This window comes from Vibrio sp. 10N.222.46.A1 (genome assembly GCF_041473595.1).
Lineage (GTDB): Bacteria > Pseudomonadota > Gammaproteobacteria > Enterobacterales > Vibrionaceae > Vibrio > Vibrio tasmaniensis_A.
In genome coordinates, this window is the sequence record NZ_JBFRSN010000078.1 from 1 (window position 1) to 14,224 (window position 14,224).

Annotated in this window: 11 protein-coding genes; 5 read left to right on the top strand and 6 right to left on the bottom strand. The window is 43.0% G+C overall.

Annotation, left to right across the window (positions count from 1 at the left end):
- The 4 genes from pflA to AB4496_RS02935 form a co-directional block, all read right to left on the bottom strand.
- Positions 1 to 551: pyruvate formate-lyase-activating protein (gene pflA / locus AB4496_RS02920; RefSeq protein WP_372130574.1), on the bottom strand; the 551-nt coding region annotated here is incomplete at its 3' end.
- Between the two features lie 163 nt (positions 552 to 714).
- Positions 715 to 1,716: a lipid A deacylase LpxR family protein gene (locus tag AB4496_RS02925; RefSeq protein WP_102257369.1), complete on the bottom strand. Its 1,002-nt coding sequence runs from the start codon at positions 1,714 to 1,716 to the stop codon at positions 715 to 717.
- Between the two features lie 201 nt (positions 1,717 to 1,917).
- A complete protein-coding gene (pflB, locus tag AB4496_RS02930; RefSeq protein WP_012603590.1) occupies positions 1,918 to 4,194 on the bottom strand; it encodes a formate C-acetyltransferase in 2,277 nt (758 codons plus the stop codon).
- Positions 4,195 to 4,501: 307 nt separating this feature from the next.
- Positions 4,502 to 6,043, bottom strand: coding sequence for a DUF3360 family protein (locus AB4496_RS02935; protein ID WP_009846317.1), 1,542 nt, complete (start codon positions 6,041 to 6,043; stop codon positions 4,502 to 4,504).
- An 807-nt stretch (positions 6,044 to 6,850) separates the two neighbouring features.
- On the opposite strand from AB4496_RS02935, the gene AB4496_RS02940 reads away from it, so the two are divergent.
- The 5 genes from AB4496_RS02940 (at position 6,851) to AB4496_RS02960 (ending at position 12,963) form a co-directional block, all read left to right on the top strand.
- Positions 6,851 to 7,621 (top strand): ABC transporter ATP-binding protein, encoded by a 771-nt coding sequence (locus AB4496_RS02940; protein WP_004736532.1) that lies wholly within the window; start codon positions 6,851 to 6,853, stop codon positions 7,619 to 7,621.
- A 136-nt stretch (positions 7,622 to 7,757) separates the two neighbouring features.
- Entirely contained in the window at positions 7,758 to 8,528 is a 771-nt protein-coding gene (locus AB4496_RS02945) for an ABC transporter substrate-binding protein (protein ID WP_009846319.1), read from the top strand.
- Between the two features lie 79 nt (positions 8,529 to 8,607).
- On the top strand, positions 8,608 to 9,348 hold the full coding sequence (locus AB4496_RS02950) for an ABC transporter permease (protein WP_012603591.1): 741 nt from the start codon (positions 8,608 to 8,610) through the stop codon (positions 9,346 to 9,348).
- Positions 9,349 to 9,350: 2 nt separating this feature from the next.
- Positions 9,351 to 10,028 (top strand): ABC transporter permease, encoded by a 678-nt coding sequence (locus AB4496_RS02955; protein ID WP_009846321.1) that lies wholly within the window; start codon positions 9,351 to 9,353, stop codon positions 10,026 to 10,028.
- Positions 10,029 to 10,227: 199 nt separating this feature from the next.
- Positions 10,228 to 12,963 (top strand): ImpA family metalloprotease, encoded by a 2,736-nt coding sequence (locus AB4496_RS02960; RefSeq protein WP_009846322.1) that lies wholly within the window; start codon positions 10,228 to 10,230, stop codon positions 12,961 to 12,963.
- A 90-nt stretch (positions 12,964 to 13,053) separates the two neighbouring features.
- Here the strand turns inward: AB4496_RS02960 and xthA are convergent, their stop codons facing one another.
- Complete coding sequence (gene xthA, locus AB4496_RS02965; protein WP_009846323.1) at positions 13,054 to 13,860, bottom strand: exodeoxyribonuclease III; 807 nt, start codon at positions 13,858 to 13,860, stop codon at positions 13,054 to 13,056.
- A 169-nt stretch (positions 13,861 to 14,029) separates the two neighbouring features.
- The coding region (locus AB4496_RS02970) for a prolyl oligopeptidase family serine peptidase (protein WP_372130575.1) at positions 14,030 to 14,224 on the bottom strand (195 nt) is incomplete at its 5' end.

Below are 14,224 nucleotides of genomic sequence, written 5' to 3' on the forward strand. Positions count from 1 at the left end.
AGAAGATGCGCATCTTCTGGCGTATCTGTGTAGCCAGGAACAATCACATAACGAATCCACGTCTTCTTACCTATTTTGTGTAGGTAGCGTGCAAAATCCAGAGTACGTCGGTTTGATACACCAATGAAATCGTGGTGAATTTCATCTCGCATATGTTTAAGATCCAGCATTACCAGATCAGAGGCTTCTAGTACTTCATCGACCACTTCAGTGTGTTTACGAATATAGCCATTAGTATCAAGACAAGTGTGGATGCCTTCAGCTTGAGCCGCGCGGAAAAAATCACGAACAAACTCAGGTTGTAGCATCGCTTCGCCACCTGAACAGGTGATACCACCGCCAGAGGCTTTCATGAAATGACGGTATGATTTTGCTTCGTTAATGATCTCTTCGACCGTTACTTCCTTTCCGTCATGAAGATCCCATGTATCGCGATTATGGCAGTACATACAACGCATTAAGCAGCCTTGAAGAAACACAATAAAGCGGATACCAGGGCCATCGACAGTACCACAAGATTCGAATGAGTGAATGCGACCAGTTGTAGACATGAGCTATTCTCGTATAGGAATTTATACCGTTTATTTTATTACAAAAACGGTACATAAAATAGGGTCAAATGGTAACTAGGTCTTTAAAAATAAAGACAATCACCTGTGAAGATGATTGCCTTTATTTAACTTGAAAAGCAGGCGGTGAAAGCCTTTTCTATGGCTAGAAGAAAGCAAACATAGTGATGCCACCAGTACCGTACACTGACTTTGTTGCTTCTTGGTAATCGGGTGTTTTTGCGGTAAGTGCGAAAGATGCACCAACGTATTGGTTATACCAAGCAACACCAAGTATCGCTGTCGCTTGAATGTTCTCTAAAGTGACATCGTAGATCGCAGGATCTTGGCCATTTTTCTTTGCATAATCATTAACACCGGAACGATCCCCTTCGACAGTCAGGTCATTAAATCGGTAACGCCCTTCAAGACCTGCGTAAGTAAACCAACCTGTATTTGAAGCACCTATCATGCCTGCTTTGAATGGGTTTTCTGTGCTGATGTTCGCTGCGCCAAAGTTGCCGCCCAAGTCAGTACCCCAACGGAACATAAATCCAGTAGAAATGTCGCTTCTAAAATTACCAACGTTGATCTCTGATACGTTAGATATCTCGAAGTCAGTATTCGCTAATGCTTGATTACGCATTAGGTTGAAATGACTTAAGTAACCAAGGCTACCTGCGTACTCATCATCAACTTGATACTTCCAACCCATAGGTTCGTCTGATTTAGTGATTGAGTGAACCAGTTTTTGAGCGTCTTCGGAAAGTGCTCGCTCGCCTGTAGTACCAAACGTGATGTTAAAACGCTGGGCTTGTTGTGGGTTCAAGCTGATGTAGTTGAATTCTGTATGTAGGTAACCTGCGTATGGACGATCATTGGCTGATGGTTTTTCTAATTCAATGTCAGAAGGCGTGTACATCTTGTGACCAATGGTGATTTCCCACTTATCTAAAGAGCTTGCGCCCCAATAGGAAAGGCTCAATGGTTTTACCCAAGCGTATGGCGTAATACTTGACGATGTGTAACCCAGAAATAAACCGTTGGTATAGTCTTGATCGACACCAAAGATACCATCGTTGTCTAACGCAAAAGTTAACGTAGAGCGTTCAGATGCCAGTGATGAACAAGAGAGGAGAATCAGTGGTAAATAACGAAGGTATTTCATGTAGCGGTTACTCTAAAATGATGAACAGAAATAGTACCGTAGTTTGAGTGGATTTGTAGAAAAAAAGTGAATGCGAGTGTGCTTTTTGTGGCCAATCTAATCTTTCTTGGGGGAGGGGGTATTGATGAGATTTAGAGTAGATATAAAAAAGCCCCGCACATTGGCGAGGCTAATAGTTTTTACTGTCTATTGAGCGTGAGCTTATAGAGACTCAGTAAATGTACGTGCGATTACGTCAGCTTGCTGCTCTGTAGTCAGAGAGTTAAAGCGTACAGCGTAACCAGAAACACGAATCGTTAGCTGAGGGTATTTCTCAGGGTGCTTAACTGCGTCTTCTAGAGTTTCACGGTTAAGAACGTTCACGTTAAGGTGTTGACCACCTTCAATGCCAGCTTCGTGGTGGAAGTAACCATCCATTAGGCCTGCAAGGTTAGCACGTTGGCTATCTTCTTCTTTACCTAGTGCGTTTGGCACGATAGAGAAAGTGTAAGAGATACCATCTTGAGCATCAGCAAACGGTAGTTTACCTACAGACGTTAGTGAAGCTACAGCGCCTTTCTCATCACGACCGTGCATTGGGTTTGCACCAGGAGCGAAAGGAGCGCCAGCACGACGACCGTCTGGAGTGTTACCTGTTTTCTTACCGTATACCACGTTAGACGTGATAGTAAGAACTGACTGTGTAGGGATTGAATCACGGTAAGTCTTAAGCTTACGGATCTTGTTCATGAACGTAGAAACTAGTTCACAAGCAATGTCATCTACACGAGAGTCGTTGTTACCGTATTTAGGGTAATCGCCTTCGATTTCGAAGTCAGTTGCAATGCCATCTTCGTCGCGGATTGGTTTAACAGTCGCGAATTTGATTGCAGACAGTGAGTCAGCTGCAACAGACAGACCAGCGATACCACAAGCCATAGTACGACGAACGTCACGGTCATGAAGAGCCATTAGAGACGCTTCGTAGCTGTACTTGTCGTGCATGAAGTGAATGCTGTTTAGAGCTGTCACGTATTGCTTAGCTAACCAATCCATGAATGTGTCTAGGCGACCCATTACGTCATCGTAGTTAAGTACTTCGTCAGTGATCTTGTCGCCAACTGGGCCAACTTGCATTTTAAGCTTCTCATCAACGCCGCCGTTGATTGCGTAAAGCATAGTTTTTGCAAGGTTAGCACGAGCGCCGAAGAACTGCATTTGCTTACCAACGATCATTGGTGATACACAACAAGCGATTGCGTAATCATCAGAACCAAGGTCAGGACGCATTAGGTCATCATTTTCGTACTGGATAGAAGAAGTATCGATAGATACCTTCGCACAGAAACGCTTGAAGCCGTCAGGTAGTTGCTCAGACCAAAGAACAGTGATGTTTGGCTCTGGAGAAGGACCCATAGTGTATAGAGAGTTAAGGAAACGGAAGTTCGAACGCGTTACTAGCGTACGACCATCAACACCCATACCACCCATAGACTCTGTAGCCCAGATTGGGTCGCCAGAGAATAGCTCATCGTACTCAGGAGTACGTAGGAAACGAACCATACGCAGCTTCATTACGAAGTGGTCGATCATCTCTTGTGCTTGGTCTTCTGTGATTTTGCCAGCAGCGATATCACGCTCGATGTAGATGTCTAGGAAAGTCGAAGTACGACCTAGAGACATTGCAGCACCGTTTTGAGATTTAACAGCAGCTAGGTAGCCGAAGTAAGTCCACTGAATAGCTTCTTGAGCAGTTTGAGCTGGCTCAGAGATATCGAAACCGTATTTCTCAGCCATTTGCTTGATTTGACCTAGAGCACGATGTTGCTCAGAGATCTCTTCACGCAATTGCATTGTAGCAGCAAGATCTTCGCCGTTCTCGAAACGCTCTTGTAGAGAAGCGAATTGAGCAGCTTTGTCTTTCATTAGGAAGTTGATACCGTAAAGTGCAACACGACGGTAGTCACCAATGATACGACCACGGCCGTAAGCATCAGGAAGACCAGTCAGAACACCAGACTTACGACATTTTAGGATATCAGGAGTGTAGATATCGAAAACGCCAGCATTGTGTGTTTTGCGGTATTCTGAGTAGATTTTTGAAACCATTGGGTCAAGAGTTTCACCGTATGCTTTACAAGAACCTTCAACCATACGTACACCACCGTTAGGGATGATTGCACGTTTTAGTGGCTTCTCAGTTTGTAGACCAACGATAGTCTCAAGATCTTTCTCAATGTAACCTGCATCGTGAGCAGTAATGGTAGAGATAACAGAAGTATCGAAATCTACAGGTGCTTTAGTTGCGTTTTCCTGTTTGATACCTTCCATTACCGAAGACCAAAGCTTGTTAGTTGCTTCAGTACCCTCAGAAACTAGGAAAGACTCGTCGCCTTCATATGGCGTGTAGTTCTTTTGAATGAAATCACGAACGTTTACTTCGCTTTGCCACTCACCTGCAGCAAAATCTTCCCAAGCTTTAGCAAATTGCTCTGCCATGACATACCTACCTTTTTAGTAGAAAAAATACGTACATTAACACTGTTGAGCCAGCGCCCCTCGTAAGGGTAGTACACTCTTATTAATAACAATATATATGAGCATATGAGCGTCATATGGTTATATATATTGTCACTACCTTTTATATGTTGTCTTTACTCTATGTATTCAAGACTACGCTAAAAAATTTCTGCAAACCTTAAACTAAATCAATAAATGCCAAAAAAAGTTGAAAAAATTTGAGTGGCAGGGGTTGCCACCCAAACTTTTTTTTAATCCCGATACTACTTTTGTGTAGTAATGAGCATTATAGCCAAGCTTTTAGGCCATACTGACTTTCTAGCATACCAACTGCAAGCATTGCTACTAAACAGATAACTAAAACGCCAACTGGGATTACAATCTTGTCTACAAATGATAGACGCTTCGCGCGCTCTTTATCACCAATTAGACCGTTGTTATCAAGAAGCATAGTCAGAGCCCATGCTAATACAGGGTTAACAACCGCTGAACCGAAGATACAGATACCAGCTGCTTGAGAATCCTTTGAATCCTTAACCATTTGCATACCCGCTTCAAGTAGAGGTAGAGATACACCTACAAGTAGCGCAACACGCATCACTGGTGGCCATACTGCAACGTCCATTGGGAAACCAAGAATCGCAACAATAATACATAGAGAACCAAGCAAGATTGCGCCGCCAGGAATTGGACGTTTCGCGATTGCTGCTGGGATCATGTAAGTACCCCAAGAAGACGTGATGTTACCACCACCAACCGCTGTACCTACCATTTGACGAACTGAACACATAGTCATAGTGTCATCAACGTCCATCAGAACTTTTTCAGACTTTTTAGGGTAGTTTAGTTCTTGGAAGATACGGTGACCTAGGAAATCAGGTGACCACATCGCTACCGCTAGGATTGCAAATGGTAGAGAAGCGATGAAGTGTTCAACGTTTGGCAAGCCAAGCATCCAACCTTCAGAAGTCGAACCCCACCAGTAAACTGGGTTTAGGTTTGGGATACCCATTTCAGTTTCGAATACGATATCGAAACCAGCGCCCAATGCTAATGCAATAGCAAGGCCTGTGAATGCACAAACTGGGATAGCTAACCAACGCTTGTTCACTTTTGCTAAGAAAGCATAGATAGCAATAGTAATAGCAAGAACGATTAAACCAACGTAACCCATGCTACCCGCTTCAACAGTAGAAGATTGAAGACCAACCGCCCATGCTTGAATTGAGTTAATTTGGCTCATGGTGCCTGTTAGGCCTAAGAAAATGAGCAAGCCACCAGCGGTACCTTCCGAAGTCAGGTTAACCAGCTTGGAGCCGCCTTTTAGGAAACTTAGGATTAGACCGAAGACACCGATAAGGATAGCCAATGCAAGAGGGTGAGCACCAGCGAGAGCGATGGTACCAATAAGAGGAATCATTGGGCCGTGGTTACCGGCAAGGTTTGCTTTCGGGTTGAAGAAACCAGAAGCAAGGATACAGAACAGCAGTGCAGGAATCAGCATTTCTACACGAGCAACTTCAATCGCGAAGTCTTTACCTAGGTTTACGTGATCCCAAGCTTGAGTTAGGCCATCAGCCCAAGACATCATTACTGCAGAGTACATCGCGATGATACCGATGGTACCAGCAAGTGCAGGAACAAGATCTTCAAGTTCAAAACGGAAATCACGGCCTGGAAGGTTTAGGCCAAAACGACGAGGCTTCATGATTTGAAGTTCGTGATCTAAGTAATCTGAGCGGCTCTCAAATTCAGAAGCAGGGCGGTGTAGCTCTTTATAGCTTTTCTCTTCTACTTCAGAGTTCGCATTATTCACAACGTCTGACATAGATTCCTCATATTTTTATGTTAGTAATTCTAAAATTGAATTATAAAATTTCGCGTAATTGCGTAATTGCGTAATTGCGTTATTTCTTAGTTATAACTTATTAATATTATGTTGCACGGTTTTGATGTGCTTTATGCAGCTAAGTTAAAAGAAATGTTTGGCATTTTTAACGCCTTATTCTTTGCTGCTGAGTCTAACAAGCTTACCCTTTAGGGTGATTGATCTTGATCACTTTATGAGTTTATGTGAAAGAAAGCTACAAAACGAAGCGATTCATTAACGTACCGTTGATGAATTGTGTAATTAGTTTTCACAAATTGACGTTAGCTATCTTCTTCATGCCTTGCTCTACATAGCATCAGCCGGATACCTCTGACTTACTGAGTGGTTTTACTATTAGCAACTGGTCTCTTAGTTGCCTATGGAGTTTTAACCACTCAACGGCCTTTAAATGACGTTCTCGTATAGTGAGTTTGGTGTACTACTGCGGGTGTTAGATTTTGTCGGAAGCGCAGTTTTTAAGTTCACAAAACGTGTTTTTCTTGTGAGGCATCAAGCTACGAGAATCTCATTTTGATTAACTTTATTTAAACAATGTCAGAGTCGCAATTACAGCTTGTTGATACATTTCATTCAGTAAATTGAGACTAAAACGCTATTCATTGCATAATAAGTCAGAGTTAATCGCTATTTATTCTCAATTATTAGGTTAATAATTTGTTGCATGTTGTTTCGTGTGGTGCTAGTTTGTATCGCATGAAAAGGTCGGAGTACCTTGCATTTTCACAAACTTGGGAGAGAAAGCGCATGAAAGATGTACCAGCGCTGGACATAAAGGATTTACACAAAACGTTTGGTCAAAATGAAGTTTTAAAGGGAATTTCACTTTCTGCGCATAAAGGCGATGTAGTATCGATTATCGGATCTTCAGGGTCGGGTAAAAGTACTTTCCTTAGATGTATCAACCTTTTAGAGACACCTACTGCTGGCGAGATTTGGGTTAATGGTGAATTAATTCAAATGAAAAACAACCGCCAAGGTGTTTCTGTTCCTGCCAATGAAAAACAAGTACAGCGAATCCGTTCTCGTCTGGCGATGGTTTTTCAGGGTTTCAACCTGTGGTCTCATCTGACCGTTCTCGAAAATGTTATCGAAGCGCCTGTTCACGTCTTAGGTGTACCTAAAGCACAAGCGATTGAAAATGCTGAGCTGCTACTGAAGAAAGTAGGGCTATATGAACGCAAAGATTACTACCCGGGTCATTTATCTGGCGGACAGCAACAGCGTGCGGCGATTGCAAGAGCGTTAGCGGTTGATCCTGAAGTAATGCTATTTGATGAACCAACATCGGCACTTGATCCTGAGTTAGTAGGGGAAGTACTTGGTGTAATGCGCGATCTAGCAGAAGAAGGAAGAACCATGCTTGTGGTAACACATGAAATGGCTTTTGCTCGTGACGTATCAAATCATGTGATGTTCTTACATCAAGGCTTGGTGGAAGAACAGGGCGATCCAGCTAAACTGTTTACTGAGCCTGAATCTGAGCGATTACAACAATTTATCTCATCGATTTACTAATCAGAATTGAAATGCTGTTGCTAAGGTAAATGGCGACAGTGTTAACAATGAAACACAACAAGTAAGTTAATAAGTAACAACAAACACAATATTAAAATTAGCAAAACATAAAAACCTAAATCACAGGAGTAGGGATATGAAAAAGTGGTTATTAGTCGCGGCACTTGCTGCAACTGCTGCAACGGGCGTAGCTCAAGCAAAAGAATGGAAAACAGTACGTTTCGGTATTGAAGGTGCTTACCCTCCATTTAGCTGGACAGAAGCTGACGGTTCGCTGAAAGGCTTCGATGTCGATATGGCTAACGCGCTTTGTACTGAAATGCAGGTGAAGTGTAAGATCGTTGCACAAGATTGGGATGGTATTATTCCTTCTCTGCTTGCTCGTAAATATGATGCGATCATTGCGGCAATGTCTATCACGGAAGAGCGCAAGAAAAAGATCGATTTCACAGGTAAATACGCACTTATCCCAAACAAGTTCATCGCTAAAAAAGGTGCAGGCCTTAACTTTGATGATCTAAGTGGTCAAAAAATTGCCGTTCAACGTGCAACAACTCACGACAAGTACCTAACAGATAACTACGGCGACACAGTAGAAATCGTTCGTTACGGTTCATTTGACGAAGCTTACCTTGATCTAGCTAACGGTCGTGTTGCTGCTGTACTGGGTGATGCATCTGCTCTAGAAGAAGGTGTACTAAACAAAGCGGGTGGTGAAGACTACGAGTTTGTTGGTCCATCACTAACTGATCCTAAGTGGTTCGGTGAAGGTTTTGGTATTGCTCTACGTAAGCAAGACAAAGATCTGACTAAGCAATTAGATGCTGCAATCCTTTCGCTACGTGAAAAAGGCATCTACCAAGATATCGCTGCTAAATACTTCAACTACGACGTATACGGTAAGTAATCTCTAGCGTCACTTCTTAAGGGAGAGGCTCACCTCTCCCTGTCTTACCAACTTTTTCGCAGTTCTGTTGGAATTCATTATGTTTGATTTACAAGGATATGAAGCGTCGATCCTGAAAGGGGCGGTGCTTACAATCGAAGTTGCCTTACTGTCGCTAATTTTAGCTATGGTTCTTGGTATGCTAGGTGCCTTAGCAAAACTAGCGCCTTACCGCTGGGCTCGTGCTATTGCAACCCTCTACACAACCGTTATTCGAGGTATCCCCGATCTCGTATTGATGATGCTGATTTTCTTTGGTGGACAAATCCTTTTAAACAACAGTTTGTATTCCATCAATGAGTGGCTCAATGAGTGGTTCACATCAAGTGACCCTAACCACGAATGGACCGCTTACCTACCTGATTATATTGATGTTAGCCCATTTATTGCTGGTGTCTTAACCATTGGCTTCATCTTTGGCGCGTACATGGCAGAAACCTTCCGTGGTGCAATAATGGCTGTCGACAGCGGTGAGATGGAAGCGGCAAAGGCTTATGGCATGGGCCCTGTTTTAGCGTTCCGTCGTATTCTATTACCGCAAATGATTCGTCACGCACTGCCAGGGTTTGGTAATAACTGGTTGGTTTTACTAAAAACTACCGCGCTGGTTTCTATTATTGGCCTTGAAGACATGGTACGTGTTAGCGCTCTGGCGGCGGGTTCAACCAAAATGCCATTTACCTTCTATATGACGGTAGCAATCATCTTCTTATTCTTCACCAGTGTTTCGACGGGCTTACTTAAGTTGGTTGAACGTAAATTCAGTATCCACGCGAGGTAGTTATGGACTTTTCATTGATAATTGAAAGCCTGCCGATTTACCTTGGTGGTTTGTGGACAACGGCTTGGATGGTTTGTGTCGCTTTGATTGTTGGCTTATTCGTAGCCATACCATTAGCTATCGCTCGTAACAGTCCAAATATGATGATTAATGCACCAGCTTGGTCGTTCATTTATTTCTTCCGTGGTACGCCGTTATTGGTGCAGTTGTACCTGATTTACTACGGTATGGACCAATTCTTCCCAGTAAAAGATACACTATGGGAAAACGCGTGGTTCTGTGCTTTAGTTGCGTTTATTCTAAACACATCAGCATATACTGCAGAGATCATTCGTGGTGCTATTAATGGCTTACCGAAAGGTGAAGTTGAAGCAGCAAAAGCGTACGGCATGAGCACACCAAAGACTTACCGCCGCATCATTTTGCCAAGTGCTCTGCGTCGTGCATTACCGGCTTACAGTAACGAAGTTATCTTTATGCTTCATGGCTCTGCAGTAGCAGGTATCGTAACCATTATGGACCTAACTGGCGCAGCACGTTTGGTCAACTCACGCTACTACGCTCCATTCGAGTCTTTTCTAACTGCAGGTCTATTCTACATGGCGCTAACGTTTATCATCATTGCGATTTTCAAATTTGCAGAGAAGCGTTTCCTTGCTTACTTAAGGCCGTTAAGTTAACTCTACGATACAGATTTTCTTAGATAAACGGCGCTCTTGTAGCGCCGTTTTTAATTTCAATTCAATTGTTCGGGTTCTAATAAGTTTAAGTGGTATTTGTTAAATTCACTCCATAAATTACGAACCCATTAGTCGAATCAATTGACTTAAGTAAACCCATAGATACACTTGCTCCAATTTTTTTGAGTGTCGTATAACAATGAAAAAAAACATCTTATCTTTGTGTCTAATTCTGCCGCCGTCTCTACTACTTTCTGCATGTGGTGGTTCTAGTGATTCCGCTCAACCTCCGAGTAAAACGGCGGTACAAAAAGCGCTTGAATCCGGAGATGCATCCCTTGTATCTAATGCCAATGAGTTTATTGACGCCAGCCAAACGCTCGTTGCCCAATACAAATCTGATTACAGTCAAATTAAACAGTCTCTGTCTAAAAATTCAGACGGCACGCCGCTGCGCAATCTTCATTGGGATCCAACACACGATGCCGCGATAATCTTACCAACTTACGGCTTCAACGATGTCATCCTGCAAACCAATAAAGCGATGCAGAGTGGATATACTGACCAAGAGCTTGCGATTGGTATTGCAGGTTATACATCGAGCGGTAGTCGTTACGCTGCGTTAGCAAGTAACCCATTTCGAACTAAGCAACGTTCAACGGATTCAGTCAACGCAGAAATGGAAGTGTGGTTGAAAAACTTGGTGGGTTGGGCATCAGGCACAAGTTCACCTAAGAATGTTGTCTTGGCTCAGATGGATCAGTCTTATTATTTTCCTGATGACAAAGCAACGCGAAACTGGCTAACGAGCAACATCAATCCTTCGATGGTTATCAATGATGATAACGCCTGTGACGGCAGCAAATTAAGCCAATGTATTGAAACGAACAACCCTGATTTATTGATTTTGTCTCAAAAGTTAAATGATGGTGACGAAATTAACGATGTAATGACGGGGTTACGTTTGGCGTTCAACAGAAAGATTCCCGTGCTGTACTTGCATCTTGATGGCGGTATGACGGACTTAGGCAACGCACTATTTGCAGAAATGCATATGACGTATGTTGGTGATAACTATTGGCGCAGGCTAGGGCTGTCAAATTGGGATTCAACGCAACTGATTGATCGCATGCCAGATAATATCGTCAAACAGCAAGCACTTTTACAGCGCCTGAAACTCGATAGTTTCACTGTTGACTTAAATTTATGTGATGACAAATCTTGCCCAGATGAGTCCAACATGGATGAAGAGTTCTATAAGGCAGCGAACAGTATTCGTTCACACCTAACGACGCTTGATAGCAAAAAAATTGATCTCTTTGCATCCAAGAACTACGAATATGAAAAGCTGTTACTGCTACTTGCTGATCGCTACCGACAAGACGTTAAGTACCCAATGGGTAAAGACGTAACAGATAGAATCGACTTTCTTCGATCGTATTACAGTGATTACGCGACATACAACACTCGACAACATAATGCAGCACAGCCGAGTTTAGGGAACTTCAGCACCAAGAACTTTAAGAATGTCCCTCTCATCAGCAAGAATATTACTTTAGAGTCAAAGAGAAATTTCCGTGCGGCGGGTGTATACGCCTTACCGGGTAAGACGATCAAAGTGACGCGATTAGATAATAACAAAGTGGCAACGTCGATTGCCCTTAACACACTACGTAGTGGTGCGACTCATGAGTTTTCGGGTAAAGACGGCTATGCAAGGCCGAAGTTTTTGACTTCGGTAACTTACCCCGTAAAACATGGAGAAACGATATACCTGACCTCTGCCTATGGCGGGACATTACAAGTTCATTTTGATACCAACGATATCGATGTAGAGCTCCGTTTTGAAAATGTTGCCCAACACCCTGTTTGGCGAAGTAAAGCGGACAACGATAGCTTTGTCGCGCAGCTTGAAGAAGGAAAGTTTGATTGGGCTGAGTTGGTGACTCCCGGATTTGAAGTTCACTCTAAGCTAGACAAGATGAAAGAGTCTATTGGAGCTTCTGATTGGGCACAGCCGCATGATATGGCTCTCGCCACTGAGCGTTACGTACACAACCTTCCTCATGCACTTGCAGGTTTCAAAGGGCCAGGAATTGATGAAATTGCTGAAATTCATCAATACGGAGAGGCAAAGGGTTGGGAAATTGCGAACATTGATATTGTGAAGCACATGAATGCCGATCAAGCGACTTGTGGTTACGGTTGTTCAGGAAACCCTTACGATGCTTATTGGTCTTTTCATCCTCTAGGGCATGGTGATTTGCACGAGCTTGGTCATGGACTGGAAAGAGGACGTTTTAGATTCGCTGGATGGGAAGGCCACTCAACAACCAACTATTATTCGTATTTTAGTAAATCAAAGTATTACAAAGACACGACAAAGGTATCGTCTTGCCAAAGCCTAGACTTTAAAGGGCAGTATCAACTTTTACAGCAGAGCCGAACTCAACCAGATCCAAACGCTTTTATGGCGGCTCAAAATCAAACGGGTTGGAGTTGGGGGGCTCGTATGTTCATTCAAATGATGATGTTGACTGAGCAGCAAGGTGTATTGAATTCAGGTTGGCATTTACTAGGGCGCTTACACTTGATTGAACGCGAGTTTAATCGCTTGAAAGCCAGTGATACTCTTTGGAACAACGGTAAAGGCTCGATTGGTTTTTCAGATTACACCAAACAGGAAGCCGAAGGCATCACCAACAATGACTGGTTACTTATCGCATTAAGCTACGTTGCAGAAAGGGATATGACACAATACTTAGATATGTGGGGATTCAGTTTCAGTGATAAAGCGAAGCAACAAGTCACTGCTCTTAGTCTAAGTAACATGCCTTTGACATATTTTGCATCATCTAATCAAGGCTATTGCTTAGATGAATTTGCTAAGACGCCGTTAGATGTTGACGGCACGACCGCTTGGCCGCTTAATTAGGTATATGGCAGATCGAGTCACGAAGAAAAAAGAGAGGAGATATTAACTCCTCTCTTTTTTATATGGCTAAGTTTTGTTACCTAAAAGTAACTACTTAAACGTCGACCAAATCGGAGCGTGATCTGACGGTTTTTCAATGCCGCGTAGCTCGTAGTCGATGCCCGCTTCAGTACACTTATCAGCAAGCTTTTGAGTTGCTAGGACTACATCAATACGCAGGCCACGGTTGTCCACGAAACCTTTTGAGCGGTAATCAAACCACGAATATTGATCGTTCACTTCAGGGTGTAGCAAACGGAAGCTGTCCACAAAGCCCCAATCCATCAATGTTTTCAACCATTCGCGTTCTTCTGGTTGGAAAGAACATTTACCGGTTTTCAACCAACGTTTCGCATTAGGTTCACCAATACCGATATCAATATCGGTAGGGCTGATATTAATGTCGCCCATTACGATCACTTGTTCATCTTTGTTGTGGTAATCGTTCAGGTACGTCATTAAGTCTTTGTAGAACTCTCGCTTGTACGGGTATTTGGTTTCATGCTTGATGTTGTCGCCTTGAGGGAAGTAACCATTTAGCACAGTGATCTTCTCACCATTGTCGTCTTCAAACGTCGCCATGATCATGCGTTTTTGATGGTCTTCATTGTCTGTAGGAAAGCCTTTTTGTACCGAAATCGGCTCTTGCTTACACAGCATAGCCACACCGTAGTGAGCCTTTTGGCCGTGGAAGTAAACCTTGTAACCCATAGCTTCAACATCGGCTAGTGGGAAGGCTTCATCGTGCACTTTGATCTCTTGTAGACCAATCACATCAGGTTGGTGCTTATCGATAATAGCCTGAAGCTGATGAAGACGGGCTCTAAGGCCATTGATGTTGAAGCTAATTACTTTCATTTGTTTTTATACCTCTCGTAAACCCTTGTGATTGCTTGCTTTTCAAGGGCTTGCTGATTTGGTGGGTTTCATGATTAATCGTATTTAAGCATGCTTAATAATTTCTGTCGCCATTTTGTCGCCCCTAAATGGCGACAAAATGGTGTGAATACTCACTTTTACGCAGAATCTACTGAGTCTTTAGCAAGTCTAAAAAGAACGCGTATTCAAGTGCGTCTTCTTTTAATCGCTTAAATCGACCAGAAGCGCCACCGTGACCGGCTTCCATATCGGTTTTGAACAGCAGCACGTTGTTGTTTGTTTTCATCTCACGCAGCTTCGCCACCCACTTCATGGGTTCAAAGTATTGTACTTGTGAGTCATG

Excerpts from the sequence above, each read along its gene's own strand:
- AB4496_RS02925 (WP_102257369.1), bottom strand. The coding sequence starts at position 1,716 with ATGAAATACCTTCGTTATTTACCACTGATTCTCCTCTCTTGTTCATCA.
- pflB (WP_012603590.1), bottom strand. The coding sequence starts at position 4,194 with ATGGCAGAGCAATTTGCTAAAGCTTGGGAAGATTTTGCTGCAGGTGAG.
- AB4496_RS02935 (WP_009846317.1), bottom strand. The coding sequence starts at position 6,043 with ATGTCAGACGTTGTGAATAATGCGAACTCTGAAGTAGAAGAGAAAAGC.
- AB4496_RS02940 (WP_004736532.1), top strand. The coding sequence starts at position 6,851 with ATGAAAGATGTACCAGCGCTGGACATAAAGGATTTACACAAAACGTTT.
- AB4496_RS02945 (WP_009846319.1), top strand. The coding sequence starts at position 7,758 with ATGAAAAAGTGGTTATTAGTCGCGGCACTTGCTGCAACTGCTGCAACG.
- AB4496_RS02950 (WP_012603591.1), top strand. The coding sequence starts at position 8,608 with ATGTTTGATTTACAAGGATATGAAGCGTCGATCCTGAAAGGGGCGGTG.
- AB4496_RS02955 (WP_009846321.1), top strand. The coding sequence starts at position 9,351 with ATGGACTTTTCATTGATAATTGAAAGCCTGCCGATTTACCTTGGTGGT.
- AB4496_RS02960 (WP_009846322.1), top strand. The coding sequence starts at position 10,228 with ATGAAAAAAAACATCTTATCTTTGTGTCTAATTCTGCCGCCGTCTCTA.
- xthA (WP_009846323.1), bottom strand. The coding sequence starts at position 13,860 with ATGAAAGTAATTAGCTTCAACATCAATGGCCTTAGAGCCCGTCTTCAT.